Source organism: Salimicrobium flavidum (assembly GCF_900156645.1).
Classification (GTDB): Bacteria; Bacillota; Bacilli; order Bacillales; family Halobacillaceae; genus Salimicrobium; species Salimicrobium flavidum.
On sequence record NZ_FTOC01000005.1, the window covers coordinates 94,542 to 110,738 of the forward strand.

The following is a 16,197-nucleotide window of genomic DNA, read 5'->3' on the forward strand; positions in this document are numbered from 1 at the left end:
TTATTCATTCATTATGAATAGAAAAAGGGGGAACGATACTGATGAACGTAAGTGAACGGTTAAGCCAAACAGCTAAGGAAATGCCCGGGAAGGATGCGTTTATTTTCCAGGGGGAGCGTACGACTTATCAGGCTTTTGATACTTCTGTGACGAAGTTCGCAAGCGCCCTGAGAGATCTTGGTTATGAAAAAGGGGATCATGTTGCTTTGATCAGTGGAAACAGTCCGGTTTTCATGATTGGACTGTACGGCGCACTACGAGCCGGATTGACGGTTATACCTGTAAACCCGACGTATACGTCTAAAGAAATGGGCTACATTCTTAAGAATGGGGATGTAAAAGGTGTCATTACCCTGGATGTGATTGTCAGTCAACTCGATATCATTGACGAGAATCTGAAGGTCGAGCATTACTTCGTTGCAGATACAGGCTCAGGGATAAATCTCGACGCGTATTCTATATCGCCAAAAATGAAACCGTTTACAGAAACGGTCGGAGCGGGAACGACTGAATTCACCCCTCCCTCCCTCGAAGATGATGATCTGGCAGTCATTCTGTATACCTCAGGTACCACGGGTAAACCCAAAGGGGCTATGCTGACTCATAAAAATATCTATTCGAACGCAAAAGATGTAGCAGCATATCTGGAGATCAGTGAATCGGACCGTGTTATCGCTACGTTACCGATGTTCCACGTCTTTTGTCTGACCGTAGCTTTGAACGCTCCGATTGTGAATGGAGGAACAATAATTGTCATTCCTCAGTTCTCGCCGGGGGAAGTGTTTGCAGCTGCGAGAGATCATCAAGCGACCGTATTCGCGGGCGTGCCGACCATGTACAATTATTTATTGCAGACGGGAGACGGCGAAGAAGACTCATTCAAACACATGCGGATCAACGTCTCCGGCGGATCCTCTCTTCCGGTATCGCTTCTTGAGGCTTTTGAAGAGAAGTTCAAGGTTAATGTTTCGGAAGGGTATGGTCTTTCGGAAGCTTCCCCGGTAACAGCTTTCAACCCACTGGATCGTCCGCGTAGAGCAGGGTCCATCGGGCAGGATATTACGAATGTGAAGAATAAAGTAGTCGACGAACTCGGTCAGGAAGTACCGGTCGGAGAAGTAGGGGAACTTGTAGTCCAGGGACCGAATGTTATGAAAGGCTATTATAAGATGCCTGAAGAAACAGCGGTTACCATCAAGGATGGGTGGTTGTTCACCGGAGATATGGCCCGGAAAGACGAAGAAGGCTACTTTTATATTGTCGACCGCAAAAAGGACATGATTCTTGTCGGTGGATATAACGTGTATCCAAGGGAAGTGGAAGAAGTGCTATACCAGCATCCGAAAATCACGGAAGCTGCCGTAGTAGGGGAACCTCATCCGGAAACAGGGGAGGCAGTCATCGCTTTTGTCGTTTCGGAGGATCCTTCTCTTGATGAAGCGGCAGTCGTCGATTATTGCGGACAGGATCTGGCGAAGTATAAACTCCCGAGACGAGTGGAATTCATGGAGGAGCTTCCGAAAAATACGACAGGGAAAATTTTGAGGAAGAATTTGCGTGATCAGCTAAGCAAAAAATCGTAGTTGTAAGGTGTCAACAATTAGAAATTTCGCAAAAACGTGTGCGTTCAGCCGCAAAAACATTTCGGTGAGATTTTTGCGGGGCTATATTACAATAGTTAGTGAGAGGCAGTTCTGATAAAGAGCTGTCTGCATGGAGGAAAAGCTTTTGCAGAGTTTTTTCTTTCATGTGATTCCCTCACTCAAAAGTTAACCAGTCGTCTCTTTTGGCCAATGCTCATGTAGCATTGGCTCTTTTTTTGCAGGCATTCGATGGAGAGGACATGATGTGGCTGAAAACAGATTTCTTTCGTCTTCTTTTTACATCTGTAATAATTACAAACATCGTTGAAAAGGAGGCAGATTAATGACAAACCAAACAACCACCAAACCTATATTCGAAACGTTCACCAGTGATAAATTGAATCTTCCGAACCGTACCGTGATGGCACCGATGACACGCGGGTTTTCCCCCGGAAATGTTCCTGACGAGGAAGTCGCGGCATATTACCGTAGACGTGCGGAGAATGACGTAGGATTGATTATTACAGAGGGGACAGGGATCGATCATCCGGCTTCTGTATCTGGTGCGAATATTCCTGTGTTTCATGGGGAACAGGCATTGAACGGCTGGGCCGAAGTTGTGAAAGAAGTGCATGAGGCCGGCGGTAAAATCGCCCCACAACTGTGGCACGTAGGAATGACTCGCAGCAAAGGTGATCTTCCCAATGAAGAGGCGTCACCGGTAGGCCCATCCGGACTCAGCTTAGACGGGGAGAAAGTTAATGAAGCCCTCTCTACAGAAGAAGTGGAGGCATTAGTGGAAGCCTACGCTAAAGCAGCAGCGGATGCGAAGCGTCTCGGCTTTGATGCTATTGAAATCCATGGTGCTCACGGGTATCTGATCGACCAATTCTTCTGGGAAAACACCAATAAACGCAATGACCGTTACGGCGGTGACTTCGTCGGGCGTACGCAATTTGCTGTAGAAATCGTAGAAGCGTGCCGCCGTGAAGTCGGGGAAGATTTCCCGATCATTTTCCGTTTCTCCCAATGGAAAATGAACGACTTCCAGGCGAAACTGGTCAACACTTCCGAGGAGCTGGAACAATTCTTACAGCCGCTTGTTGAGGCGGGTGTGGATATGTTCCATTGTTCCACGCGCAGATTCTGGGAACCTGAGTTTGAAGGGTCCGATTTGAACCTTGCAGGCTGGACGAAAAAACTTTCAGGAAAACCGGTCATATCTGTAGGTTCCGTCGGGCTTGATGGTGTTTTTACAGATTTCTCCGGTGCCGGAGCGACGAATCTCGATGGTCTAGTGGATAAACTTGATCGTGATGAGTTCGATCTCGTGGCCATCGGTCGTTCCTTACTGATGGACCCTGAGTGGGTGAAAAAGATCCAGGAAGGCAGAGTAGACGATCTTTTGGCTTTCAATAAAGAAGCCCTGCAAAAATTATATTAATGATGAATATCAAAACAGGCGTCCTTCCATAAGGGCGCCTGTTTTTGTGAAAGAAACTCTGAACATAAAAGTGACAGAGCTTGGAATAGAAGGAGAAGATCAACGTCTTTCGTAGTCCACCATATATTCTTCTTTGGTGATATAAAATTCCCGGTCAGGGCGGTGGGTGATCAGTCCGAGACGTTCGAGTTTATAATAGTTCACACGTCGGTAAGGGTCGTTTTCAATAATAGGGAGCTCTTTTTCCTGCTGGACATATGTGTCTACGGCCTGTTGGATCATATCGATGTCTTGGGCTAACTGCAGGTCTCCTTCTTCAAAAAGCTCATACGTCTCACGCGACATATAAAACGTTTTTTCAGGCTTCCCTTTGATGAAGGGGGCGAGAAGGTCGTAATCGATGGTCAGGTCCGGATTGATGATGACGCTCAAAGGGACTCTTTCCGGTTTTGCCTCAGCATATTCATTGATGGCTTTTCGCACCTCTTGTAACGAAAGGTCCATAACTTCGAGTTTTTTCGTTACTGTTTCTTCCGTTTTCTTTTTTCTTCCCCACATTAGCAAATCCCCCTCATGTTTCAATGGTATTTATAGATATTATAGCAAAAAGTATCGAAATTTTCGGAAAAGAACTGAAATTCAGTAGACGGGTAGGGGATAATCTGCTATATTTATAAAGAAATTATTGGAATAACAAGAAGGGATATGGTAATGATGAAAGAAGGATTGAAAACTGAATATGAAGTGAATGAAAAAACGATAGCATTGATTGCTGTGGAAGAAGAAGGGAAAATCAGAACGAGGGTTATGGAAGAAGAGGACTCTTTCATCGTCGATCTCTGCCCTACGCGAGTAATCGATGATTCCTGCAAGTATTTTGGTAGTAACCTCTCCGGGAGAATCTCCGGTACGAAAGCTATCACCAACTACACACACAAATCCCCCATCGTCATCTCCGGAATGCTTAAACTTTACTACTTTCCGACAATGTCCCCCGCGCGGCTGGAATGTTCCTGGATTTCTCACAATTATGTACGTACCTTTTTCCCGAGTGACAGAGATCCGAAGAGAACGGCCGTTCAGTTTATGAACAAGGCATGGGAAGACCTGGCTGTCTCCCCGGGAGTATTTTCCAATCAACTGGAGCGTACGGCTCAGTTCAGGCTGATGTATGAAAAGCGTTTCGCTTCTACTGTGAGACATTCTTTTGTTTCAGAGCCTTCTCCATCAACTCCGATAAGATGACCTCGACTTTTTTTCGTATCGCGGGATTGAAGTAGTTACGTTTCTCTTCATATCCTTCAGCGATGAAAGAAAAGGTTGTGAAGGTGTCGTGCCTTGATGTTTCCACTACCTGTACATGGTGATTGTCCATGAATACACGGAGGTGTCTTCTTTCTTCTTTCGCAGCCATCTCCATCTTTCCCAGCAGCTCGAGGTAAGGCTCTTTGATTTTATAGGTTCCATTCAGTATATGGCGACGATCCTGCTTTATGACAGTAAGTGCCATCGTCAGGAACAGATAACGGGAGGCTTTATCGAGCTGTTTTTCTTTGATATGGGCCATCAGGGTTCCTCCTCTCTTATCACTTCACGAACACGCGTTCTTGTTATTCAGTATATCACAGACTGCCCGTTCATTCATAATTGAATTTCAGAAAATACTTTGCAGTAGGCATACGGTGAAATTTCGATTAAAATGAAGGTACTATAACGCACAGAGTAGGATGAACCTATAATGCCGACGCTTGAGGAACTGCAACTATTAGCTGAGAATGATCAATTGTTTGATTACGCTATCAGACAATTAGAGCGACTGGATCGTTTCGGTCCGCTACCAGGAATAATCCTTCCGCTCATTGAAGCTTTTCTCCCTATCTTACCTCTCCTGGTGTTCGTTGTTGCCAATGCCGTAGTATATGGCCTGGTTGAGGGGTTTCTTTACTCGTGGGTCGGAGCAACGACAGGAGCTGTTCTTGTATTCCTGCTTGTAAGACGTTTGGGCCGTCAGCGGTTCTTTCGGTTTCTGAGAAAGCATCCTCAGGTACAGCGGGTGATGACATGGCTCGAAGAACATGGCTTTGGTCCACTGTTTCTTCTTATGTGTTTTCCTTTCTCCCCTTCCGCTATCATTAATGTCGTAGCCGGTTTATCCGGGGTGAAGACGAGAGATTTTCTTCTGGCTGCAATTCTCGGTAAATCCGTTATGATTTTTTCCATCACTTTTGTCGGAGACAGTATCACCTCCTTCACTTCGAACCCTGTCAAAACAATCGTCGTTTTCGTCTGTATCAGCCTCTTCTGGCTATTGGGAAAATACTTGGAAAAACGTCTCGCCGCGCGTGCGGAGAGGAAGAAGGGTTAAAGTTTCCTCCCCCTGGGTAAAATAGTATTATTAAGCACCTGTGGAGGAAGCAGAATGAAAAAATACAAACATCTTATTCGCACGGTCATACTTGCCGTTCTTGTTGCAATCGTATTCCGGGCTTATTTCTTCGCGAGCTATGTCGTAGAAGGAGAATCGATGGAGCCGACCCTGTATGATGGCAACCTGTTGATGGTGAACAAAGTGTTATACGACTGGACGGATGTACATCGTCAGGATATCATCGTATTTCACTACAATAACGAAGATGATTATGTGAAAAGAGTTATAGGCCTCCCAGGAGACCATATTGCTGTGAAAGATGACAGATTGTACGTCAATGGAGAGTTCGTGGAGGAAGACTACCTTGATGAATTACGGCCGAATGATGGAAGAGTATTCACGAATGATTTCACACTCGAAGGGGTTACAGGAAGGATAGAGGTTCCTGAAGGAGAGTTGTTCGTCATGGGAGACAATCGCCGGGACAGTCTGGACAGCAGGAGTTTCGGCTTCATAGATATCCAGTCGATCGTCGGTAAGGTGGAAGTGCGTTACTGGCCGATGTCACAACTTGGAATGAAGTTTCGATGAACTGCCGCTTGGGTGGTTCATTTTCTTTTTGTATTGTAAAATAAGGGAAAAGGGGGGAAGGCGGATGAGTATAAGGTTTATTACCGGCCGTTCGGGGGCCGGGAAGAGTGATTACTGTCTAAACGATATTGAAGCGAGATTGAAAGAAGAACCGACGGGACGGACAATTATTTACCTTGTACCTGATCAGATGACCTTCCAGCAGGAGTATGCGCTGTTGAAACGGGGAAATATTGATGGGTCGACGAGAGCGCATGTATTCAGCTTTTCACGTCTTGCCTGGAAAGTATTTCAGGAAACGGGTGGAGCGACAAGATCTTATATCAGTTCCACCGGGGTACAGATGCTTCTTAGAAAAATTGTTGAGGAGCGTACATCCGATTGGAACGTATTCCAGAAAGCTATGGAGAAGCAGGGATTCATTCACCAACTTGAAGAAATGATTACAGAATTCAAGAGATATCGTGTGACGCCTGAGACTCTCGAGCATCAGATGGATACGATGGAAAACTACGCACATCAAACGGGCGGGGAGCAGGCTCTGCAGGATAAAATCGAAGATCTACATTATATTTACAGTCGTCTTGTCAGCCATATGGAAGGAACATACGTAGATGGGGAAGATCAGTTGAAACTGCTCGGAGAAAAAATTCCTCACTCTTCGTTTCTTCGGGATGCGGATATATACATAGATGGTTTTCACAGCTTCACTCCTCAGGAATACGAGGTGCTGAGAGAACTGTTTCAGCATGCAGGGCGTGTTCAGGTGACACTGACGCTTGATGAAGAGAGCAGGGAGGTCGAAGATGTCGATCTTTTTGCTGAAACGAAAGAGACGTGTGCAGTACTCAGGGAAATCGCAGAGACAGGGAAGGTGGAAGTGGAAGAAACACTTGATCTGTCCAACACAAATGGGCGTTTTCACGGCAAAGATGCATTCTTACATCTGGAAAAACATTTTGAGGATCGGCCGGCCCCCTCGTTTGAAGGGGAGACCCCGATCGGGATTTATGAAGCGGTGCATCCACGGGCTGAAGTCGAAGGCACGGCTCAGGAAATCCTCCGTCTTGTGCGTGAAGAAGGTTACCGTTACCGGGATATAGCTATCCTTATGCGTGATGCGAGTGTCTATCACAGTCTGATCGAGACGATATTTTCTGATTACGGGATTCCGGTCTTTCTTGATGAAAAGCGTACGATGCTGAACCATCCCCTACTCGAAATGATTCGTTCCGCCCTGGATGTCGTTGAAGGAGGATGGCGATATGATGCTATTTTCCGCCTTCTGAAAACAGGGTTCATTCCTTCTTCTGACAGAAGGTACCCGCTTGATGAAGATGGCATTGATGAATTGGAAAACTATGTACTTGAATACGGCATCCGCTCACGGGAACAGTGGAGGTCGAAGGAGGCTTGGAGGTATCAACGTTTTCGAGGATTCGAACAGGCGGCCCAGACAGATGAGGAGAAGAAGAAACAGGACCGCATCAATGCTTATCGTTATCAGGTGGTGAGTGCTCTTGAGTCTCTTGATGATGAACTACGCGGAAAAAGAACGAATGAAGAACGGGCAACCTCGCTGTTCGTATGGATGAGTGAAATCCGTGCACCTGAAACCCTGGAGAAGTGGCGCGGTTTTTATGACGAGAACGGAGAGGTGGAAAAAGGCCGGGAGCAAGAACAGGTATGGGATAATCTGTTGCAGCTTCTCGACGAGATGGTGGAGATGATCGGGGAGGAGTCTATGTCTCTGCAGGTCTTTCGCCAGGCGTTTGAAAGCGGTCTCGACTCTCTTACATTTGCCCATGTACCCCCGAGCATGGATCACGTCATCGTCGGGAGTGTGGACCGTTCCAGGTTGAATGGAATCAAAGCCGGATTTCTTCTCGGAGTAAACGAGGGTACATGGCCGATGAAACCCCAGGGAGATGGGATGATTTCAGAAGAGGACCGGGCATTCTTGGCACAATACGGCTTGGAATTGGCCGCAGGAAGCCGGGAAAAGTTACTGTATGATCGTTTCTATATGTATCTTGCTGTTACGATGCCAGCAGAAAAATTGTGGGTCAGTTATCCGTTAAGCGATGAAGAGGGGCGGTCGAAAGCGGCTTCACCGATCATCGCCCGTATAGAGGATCTGTTTCCGGAGTGTGCGGAACATATACTGCTTCAGGATCCGGATGATCTAGAAGAAGCGGATCGGTTCATTACGACACCGGTCAAAACAAGGTCCGCTCTAACGGCCCAGCTTGCCCGCTATATCAAAGGGTATCGGGTGCAGGACGTGTGGTGGGGCGTGTTGAACTGGTATATTCAGTCAGAAACGAAAGAAAGCACGACCAGACGGGTGCTTCACAGTCTTTCTTATAAAAATGAACCGGTATCGCTGAAGAAAGAAACGGCTCATCGCATGCATAAAAAGCAGGTAAAAACGAGTGTATCCGCATTGGAGTCTTATTATAGCTGCGGCTTTCAGCATTTCGCCGGGAAGGGGCTGAATCTGGAAGAACGACGGACATATAAGCTCGATGCCCCGGATATCGGTCAGTTGTTTCATGAGGCTCTTCGCCAAATCACTGACTGGATCGGAGAAGAGGGGCGGCAGTTCGCCGAGCTGGATCGGTCCTCTGCCGAGAAGTATGCACACCGGGCTACAGAAGAACTCGCACCCGTGCTGCAGCATCAGGTATTAAGGAGTTCGAACCGGTACAAATATATTCAGGAGAAACTGCGTGGTGTCATCGCTCAGGCTACGTATATCCTAGGAGAACAGGCGAGAAGAACGAGATTTGCCCCTGTGGGATTGGAGTTAGGCTTCGGTGAAGTGAAAGATGCGCAACTGCCTCCGATGAGCGTCGATCTCCCGAACGGCTTTGAACTCATGCTGCGTGGAAGAATCGACCGGGTCGACCAGGCGATGGATAACAATGAGCTTTTTCTTCGGATCATCGACTACAAATCGAGCGCCAAAGGTCTGAATCTATCCGATGTGTATTACGGACTCTCGCTTCAGATGCTTATTTATCTCGAAGTGATTCTGCAGAACGCCAAGGACTGGCTCGGCATGGAAGCGACACCGGCGGGAGTCCTTTATTTCCATGTCCACAACCCGATGATCACCGGGAAGAAACTTCTGAACGATGAGGAGATTGAAAAGGAAATTGTGAAAAGTTTCAAGATGCAGGGGTTGTTGCTTGAAGATGAAGGAGCGATTCGGATGATGGACACCGAAACGGAAAAGGGGCACAGTCCGATTATCCCTGCAGGTCTGAAATCAGGCGGTGGTTTTTATTCGAATTCGAAAGTAGCGGACAGGGAGATGTTCCAGGCTCTCGATGGTTATGTTCATAAACTGATGACGAAGGCTGGTATGGATATAACAGAAGGGAACATCCCGCTCAATCCGTATCAGAAAAAACAGCAGACGGCCTGCCAATTCTGTTCCTTCCGTTCGGTCTGTCAGTTCGATCCGACGCTTGAAGAGAATCAGTACCGGAAGCTTGCCGATATGAAAGACAGCAAAGTATGGGAGAAGTTGAAAGAAAAGGGGGAAGTCGATGGTTAACTGGACGAGGGAACAGGAACAGGCCATTTACGGTCACGGGCGGGACATGCTCGTCTCCGCAGCAGCCGGTTCCGGCAAAACGGCGGTCCTTGTGGAAAGGATCATTCAGAAAGTGATCGACAGGGATGATCCGGTGGATATTCACTCTTTGCTCGTAGTGACATTTACGAACGCGGCAGCACAGGAGATGAGGAACCGGGTGACAGAAGCACTGGATAAAGCACTGGAACAGACCCCGGACTCCATACATTTGAAAAAACAGCTTTCTCTCGTGCAGAGTGCCTCGATATCGACGCTGCATTCGTTTTGCCTGGAAGTAATCAGGAAGTACGCGTATCTCCTGGACATCGATCCGGCCTTCCGGATCGCCGATGCTGTGGAAGCGGATCTAATGAAACAGGAAGTACTCGAAAATCTGCTCGAGGACTGGTACGGAAAAGAAGGAGAAGAGCGCAGGCAGTTTTTCGAACTTGTCGATCGTTTCTCCGGAGACCGTCACGACCTCGATGTGGAATCGCTCATTCTTCAGATGTACACGTTCTCAGAACAGCACCCGTGGCCGGGAGAATGGTTGGATCAGGTGGCGGAGATGTATAACGTCACTGCAGAGGATGACGAGGAAGATCTGCCCTGGTTCGTACTGCTGAAAAGAGAAGTCCGCCATCAGCTTGAAGCTATGGAAAAAGAAGCGGAGGAATTTCTGGATCTCACCCGTCAGTCTGATGGGCCGTATACATACGGAGAGACTGCGGATAAAGATCTCACGCTTATACGCGAAGCGAAAGCCCATCTCGCCAGGTCTTGGCAGGCACTTGAGGATTACGTGAAAGAAGCGAAATTTCCGAAGCTGTCAGGAAAGAAATCGGACGTGGCCGAAGAGAAGAAAAATGAAGCGAAAGACGTAAGGGAAAGGTATAAGAAACGTTTCAAACAGATTCAGGAAGAGTGGTTCGCGCGTCCCATCGACAGGTATCTTGAGGAGATGGGAGAGTTGTATCCGGTCATCCGGCAACTCGGCGTTGTGGTGAAAGATTTCAAACAGCGTTATCAGGAAGCGAAGAAAGAGAGAGCAGTCGCCGATTTTTCCGATCTGGAACACTATGCACTGGAAATTCTGCGTGATGACACTTCCGTTCCGGACCATCTTGTACCTTCTGCAGTAGCCAAAAATTATCAGCGCCAGTTCACCGAAGTGCTCGTCGATGAATATCAGGATACGAACCTCGTCCAGGAAACGCTGCTCCGGCTTTTAACGGATGATACCGATGCCGGGAATCTTTTCATGGTGGGGGATGTGAAGCAGAGTATCTACCGCTTCCGGCATGCGGAACCGTCGTTGTTCCTTGAAAAATATGGCCGCTTCCAGAAAGAAGAGGAGGAAGGGGAAAGGGTCGACTTGGCGAAGAACTTCCGGAGCCGCACCCAGGTGCTTGATGCGACGAACTATCTGTTCCGTCAGATCCTCGATGAAGAGGTAGGCGAAATGGAGTATGAAAAAGAAGCAGAGCTTATTTACGGGAATACTTCGTATGATGAATGGCACAAAGAAGATACGAGTACAGAGCTTCTGCTCATAGACAGAGAAGAGGCGGAGGAAGAGGACGAGTATAATTCTGAAGAGGACTACCGGGACCTTGAGAAAGCCCAACTCGAGGCCCGGGCCTACGCCGGGAAAATCCGGGCGTGGCTCGGGTATGATGGAAATGAACCGATGCAGGTCATCGATAAAGAAACGGGACTGCCGCGTCCTCTGAAGTTCAGAGATATCGTGTTTCTGCAGCGGTCCATGACGTGGGCGCCGGTCATCATGGACGAACTGAAACAGCAGGGGATTCCGGTATATGCGGAGCTTTCTACCGGTTATTTTGAAGCGATCGAAATCCGGGTCATGATCAGTCTGCTGAAAACGATCGATAATCCGAAACAGGATATTCCGCTCGCCTCCGTGCTTAGGTCCCCGATTGTCGGACTTGATGAAGATGAATTGGCCCGGATACGTCTTGCGGATAAACGCGGCGATTATTACGAAGCTATGAAAGCTTATCGCCAAACGGAGAGTGATGAGCTGAGCGATAAACTGACCCGCTTTCTTGATATGCTCCATGATTTCAGGGAAAGAGCCAGACAGGGAGCGTTGTCCGAACTGATCTGGGACATTTACCGTGAGACGGGATATTACGATTTTACGGGAGGGATGCCTGGGGGGCGTCAGCGTCAGGCGAACCTGCGTGCTTTATATGACCGGGCGAAGTCTTATGAAACGACCTCCTTCCGTGGTTTGTTCCGCTTCCTCCGCTTCATTGAAAGGATGGAAGAACGTGGAGATGACCTTGGCGCTGCCCGGGCTCTAGGAGAACAGGAAGATGTCGTACGTATTATGACGATCCATAAAAGTAAAGGTCTGGAATTTCCGGTCGTGATTCTTGGAGGTCTCGATAGACAGTTCAATATGAAAGATCTCCATTCCCGCTATCTGTTGCATAAGGATCTCGGCTTCGGGTCGAGATACATCGATCCGAAGAAACGGCTCATGTACCCGACGATCGCTTATCACGCCTTACGTGAGAAGAAGAAGCGGGAGATTCTCGCTGAGGAGATGCGGGTATTGTATGTCGCACTGACGAGGGCGAAGGAAAAGCTCGTACTTGTCGGGAACGTCGCGTCCTTCCAGGCGAAACAGGAAAAGTGGAAGCGGTTTGCGCATTATGAACCATGGCTGCTTCCGGCTGCTGATCGTCTGAACGCGAAGTCGTACCTCGACTGGATCGGCCCCGCACTTGTGCGACATGAACAGGGGGAAATACTCACTGCCGAGGATGTGGAAGTGAAGGCGTCCGAGGCGATTCATAACAATGAATCGCAATGGTCTGTGGAAGTCGTCCACGGCAGGGACCTGACCAGTGTAGAAGAGGATTCCGAAAAACGGGATCAACAGATAAAGGAAGCTATAGATAGATGGAAACCTGTCGATCATGAGATAGAACCCTTTGTGAAAAATCGCCTTGATTTCCGCTATCCTTATGAACAGGCAGCAAAGAGAAGGGCGAAACAGACGGTCACTGAAATCAAGAGGAAACAGGAAATCGATGAGTATGCAGACACGTCGGTGGCTGTACCATATCGGGCGCCGATGAGAAAAAGACCGAAATTCATGCAGCAGGAGAGGGCTCTCACAGCAGCAGAACGGGGAACGGCTATGCACACGGTCATGCAGCATATCCCTTTGCGTTCCCATACGCCATTAGAAGTGGAAGAAGAAGTGGAAAAACTCGTAATCGATGAGATTCTCACTCGTACAGAGGCCGATGTCATCGATTCGGAAGCGATCTCCCGTTTTTTTGACACGGAAATCGGAGAACTGGTGGCACAGGAGCAGAACGTGGAGAGAGAAACAGCATTCAATTATATGCTCCCCGCCAAAGAGGTTTATGCTGACTGGGAAGGGAAAGACAGCGAGCGTGTATTCATACAGGGGATTATCGACCTGGTCATCCCCTATAAAGATGGATATATTCTGCTGGATTATAAAACGGACAGTCTGAACGGGAAGGAAACAGAAGACGAGCTCGCTTCCCGCTATCATACCCAGATCTCGATTTATACCCGGGCGCTCGAAGATATCAGGAAAAAGAAAGTACACAGACGTATGCTGTACTTTTTCGATGCGGCGAAAGTAGTGGAAATCGGAGGAGAGTGAAGGGATGGAGGACATTTGTGAGTTATGCTGGCGTTATCCGGTAAAAACCACGGAACATCATCTCGTTCCAAGACAACATGGGGGCGCCCAGGGACCGACGGCTCAGCTATGCTCTCCCTGTCATCGTCAGATCCACGCCCTGTTTTCCAACCGGGAGCTGGCCCGATTTTATAATCGGCTCGAAAGAATCCAGGATCATCCTGATATGAAGAAATATTTGAAGTGGGTACAAAAACAGGACCCCGCTAAGCGTATAACGACGAGAAAGGCTAATAGAAGAAAATAATGGGGGAATCATAATGCCGAAGGGAAATCCGATACAGGAACAGGAGCGCTTGGAGTGGATAGATACCGTGAGAGGTCTTGCGATATTCGGCATTTTCATGGTGAACGTTCCCGCGTTCAATGCCCCGTTTTTCCTCTATGGAGGAGGGGAGGAATATTTCCCTTCTGAGACGAGTGAAGCGGTTCGGGCGGTGATCGATATCTTTTTTCAGGCCAGTTTCTATACTTTGTTCGCCCTTATGTTCGGGTTCGGTCTGCAAATGATGAAAGATCGCCTTACTTCACGAGGAGTGGCGTATGAACAGGTGTTGGCACGAAGGCTATTCGTCCTGTTTCTGTTCGGAGTGATCCACGCCTTCGTCATCTGGCACGGAGATATATTACTTACCTATAGTGTGCTTGGTGCGCTGCTTCTGCTATTCATGAAAAGAAAGGACAGGACGCTTCTCCTGTTTGCTTATGGCCTTCTTGCCGCGGTAACGGTGCCGTTCACCCTGATGCTCTATGCTGCTAGAAATTATGGACTGGGGTCCGTGAACAGAGAAGGTATAGAAGCGGCGATGGCCAACTACGGAAATGGATCGCTCTTGGATATTTGGTCTCAAAACAACGCGGACTGGTGGTATACGAACAGTCTTGGAAATTGGCCGTTTCTTATTATGAGTATGCTTCCGATGATGTTATTCGGAATGTATATAGCCAGGAAGCGGTGGCTCCATGAACCGGAAAACCATGAAGTGGTGATATGGAAGTGGTGGAGCGTGACGGGGGTATTGTTTTTCTTATTCAAGCTTGGTCCCTACTTTTTCGGGACGCCCGAATGGTTCGATATGGCTCAGGATAATATCGGGGGTTCTGCATCCGCTGTATTTTATGTGCTTTCCATCACGCTTTTATATAAAACCACAGCTAAAAAAGTCGTGCGGCCTCTCAGGTGGGTAGGTCGAATGTCGCTTACCAACTATATTCTCCAATCTATTGTCAGCTTTTTCGCCTTCTATTCGGTCGGCTTCGGTTTATACGGAGAGGTGACTCCACTTCAAAGCACAGCTTTCGTTGTGATCATCTTTACTCTGCAGATTATAATCAGCAGGTGGTGGCTCCAAAAATATCGATATGGTCCACTGGAATGGGTATGGAGAAGCGCTACGTATAAAAGGAAAGTGTAAGGGTACAAAAAAAGATGATCCCTATTTGATAAACGGGATCATCTTTTCTTTTTTTATGAAAGGCTCTGTTATCGTGCATCGTTGATTTTTATCTCTACGGAGGGAAGCTTGCTTCGGGCATGGCGGAAACTTCCCGCATCTTCCTCTGCTCGATATGGGTGATTTTCCTCCCATGCTCAATTCCACAGGTGTCTCCATCCTTCGTTCCAAAATCAACCAAAGGCTTTAACAGAGTTCTATGAAAAATTATGCGCTAAACACTTCTTTGATCTTAGCAATAGCCCAGTCCAGATCCTCTTCCGAGATGATCAGAGGAGGGGCGAAACGAATCACGTTTTCATGCGTTTCTTTACAGAGAAGTCCTTTTTCCTTCATCCGTTCGCAGTATTCACGCGCAGGCTCGTTCAATTCTACGCCGATGAATAGTCCTTTGCCTCGCACTTCTTTGATGACAGGATTATCAATGGTTTTCAATTCTTTCATCATATGATTCCCCAGTTTCAGGGAGCGATCGGCAAGGTTCTCATCTTCAAGCACCTGTAAGGATGCAAGTGAGACAGCGGAGGCAAGCGGGTTTCCACCGAAAGTGGAGCCGTGAGAACCAGGGTTGAACACGCCGAGTATGTCTTTATTGGAAACGACACAGGAGATCGGGAAGACGCCTCCTCCGAGTGCTTTCCCGAGGATAAGCATATCCGGGTTCACGTTTTCCCAGTCACAGGCGAACATTTTTCCGGTTCTGGCGAGTCCGGATTGGATTTCATCAGCGATGAACAGAACGTTTTCCTGATGACAAAGCTCGGAAGCTTCTTTGAGAAATCCTTCCGGAGGCATGACGATTCCTGCTTCTCCCTGGATAGGTTCGAGAAGGAAGGCCGCTGTATTTTCGGTAATAGCTTCACGCAGGGCATCAATATCGCCATAAGGCACAATTTTAATGCCTGGAAGCGTCGGACCGAAGCCACGTTTGTTCTCTTCTTCTGAAGAAAGGGAAACCGGGGTCATAGTACGACCGTGGAAGTTACCGGTGCAGGCGATGATTTCAGCCTGGTCTTCCGCCACTCCTTTGACATCATAAGCCCAGCGGCGTGCTGCTTTGATCGCTGTTTCGACAGCTTCCGCTCCGGTGTTCATAGGGAGTGCCATTTCTTTATTCGTAATTTTACAGATCTTTTCATACCAAGGGCCGAGCTGATCGTTATGAAAGGCACGGGATGTGAGAGTTACACGGTCTGCCTGATCTTTGAGGGCCTGGATGATTTTAGGGTGGCGATGCCCCTGGTTCAAAGCTGAGTAAGCGCTGAGCATATCCATATAACGGTTGCCTTCAGGGTCTGTGACCCATACGCCTTCTGCTTTTGCAATGACTACAGGAAGCGGGTGATAGTTTTTAGCACCGTATTCCTGGGTTTGGTTGATGATTTGTTGGCTGTTGCGAGACATAGAAAACCTCCTTCAAAACTTTTCGACAATTCTTTCTCATTATAACAGGTTT

The 16,197-nt window shown here is 47.9% G+C and carries 12 protein-coding genes; 9 read left to right on the forward strand and 3 right to left on the reverse strand.

Going from position 1 to position 16,197, the window contains the following annotated elements; all coding sequences use genetic code 11:
- Window positions 1-41: 41 nt before the first annotated feature.
- Together BW944_RS08640 and BW944_RS08645 are read left to right on the forward strand one after the other, a co-directional pair.
- Window positions 42-1,583: a fatty acid--CoA ligase family protein gene (locus BW944_RS08640; RefSeq protein ID WP_076558754.1), complete on the forward strand. Its 1,542-nt coding sequence runs from the start codon at window positions 42-44 to the stop codon at window positions 1,581-1,583.
- A 343-nt stretch (window positions 1,584-1,926) separates the two neighbouring features.
- Complete coding sequence (locus BW944_RS08645; protein ID WP_076558756.1) at window positions 1,927-3,027, forward strand: NADH:flavin oxidoreductase; 1,101 nt, start codon at window positions 1,927-1,929, stop codon at window positions 3,025-3,027.
- A 99-nt stretch (window positions 3,028-3,126) separates the two neighbouring features.
- Here BW944_RS08645 and BW944_RS08650 read toward each other — a convergent pair whose 3' ends face one another.
- Window positions 3,127-3,585 (reverse strand): DUF3939 domain-containing protein, encoded by a 459-nt coding sequence (locus tag BW944_RS08650; protein ID WP_076558758.1) that lies wholly within the window; start codon window positions 3,583-3,585, stop codon window positions 3,127-3,129.
- A gap of 153 nt (window positions 3,586-3,738) precedes the next feature.
- On the opposite strand from BW944_RS08650, the gene BW944_RS08655 reads away from it, so the two are divergent.
- The gene (locus BW944_RS08655; RefSeq protein ID WP_159438216.1) at window positions 3,739-4,272 is read left to right on the forward strand and encodes a competence protein ComK; all 534 of its coding nucleotides are present in this window, start codon (window positions 3,739-3,741) and stop codon (window positions 4,270-4,272) included.
- Here BW944_RS08655 and BW944_RS08660 read toward each other — a convergent pair.
- Window positions 4,217-4,594: a YhjD family protein gene (locus tag BW944_RS08660; RefSeq protein WP_076558760.1), complete on the reverse strand. Its 378-nt coding sequence runs from the start codon at window positions 4,592-4,594 to the stop codon at window positions 4,217-4,219. The genes BW944_RS08655 and BW944_RS08660 overlap by 56 nt on opposite strands.
- Window positions 4,595-4,765: 171 nt before the next feature.
- Here BW944_RS08660 and BW944_RS08665 point away from each other — a divergent pair, with 171 nt between their 5' ends.
- From BW944_RS08665 to BW944_RS08690, 6 genes are all read left to right on the forward strand, one after another.
- Window positions 4,766-5,392: a TVP38/TMEM64 family protein gene (locus tag BW944_RS08665; protein WP_076558762.1), complete on the forward strand. Its 627-nt coding sequence runs from the start codon at window positions 4,766-4,768 to the stop codon at window positions 5,390-5,392.
- Window positions 5,393-5,446: 54 nt separating this feature from the next.
- On the forward strand, window positions 5,447-5,986 hold the full coding sequence (gene lepB / locus BW944_RS08670; RefSeq protein ID WP_076558764.1) for a signal peptidase I: 540 nt from the start codon (window positions 5,447-5,449) through the stop codon (window positions 5,984-5,986).
- 64 nt (window positions 5,987-6,050) lie between these two features.
- Window positions 6,051-9,551, forward strand: a complete 3,501-nt coding sequence (addB, locus tag BW944_RS08675) for a helicase-exonuclease AddAB subunit AddB (RefSeq protein ID WP_076558766.1) — start codon at window positions 6,051-6,053, stop codon at window positions 9,549-9,551.
- Complete coding sequence (gene addA, locus BW944_RS08680) at window positions 9,544-13,248, forward strand: helicase-exonuclease AddAB subunit AddA (protein ID WP_076558768.1); 3,705 nt, start codon at window positions 9,544-9,546, stop codon at window positions 13,246-13,248. Before addB ends, addA begins: the two co-directional genes overlap by 8 nt.
- A gap of 4 nt (window positions 13,249-13,252) precedes the next feature.
- A complete protein-coding gene (locus BW944_RS08685; RefSeq protein WP_076558770.1) occupies window positions 13,253-13,534 on the forward strand; it encodes an HNH endonuclease in 282 nt (93 codons plus the stop codon).
- A gap of 13 nt (window positions 13,535-13,547) precedes the next feature.
- Window positions 13,548-14,702 (forward strand): DUF418 domain-containing protein, encoded by a 1,155-nt coding sequence (locus BW944_RS08690; protein ID WP_076558772.1) that lies wholly within the window; start codon window positions 13,548-13,550, stop codon window positions 14,700-14,702.
- A gap of 246 nt (window positions 14,703-14,948) precedes the next feature.
- Here the strand turns inward: BW944_RS08690 and BW944_RS08695 are convergent, their stop codons facing one another.
- Window positions 14,949-16,145 (reverse strand): ornithine--oxo-acid transaminase, encoded by a 1,197-nt coding sequence (locus tag BW944_RS08695; RefSeq protein ID WP_076558774.1) that lies wholly within the window; start codon window positions 16,143-16,145, stop codon window positions 14,949-14,951.
- Window positions 16,146-16,197 lie beyond the last annotated feature (52 nt).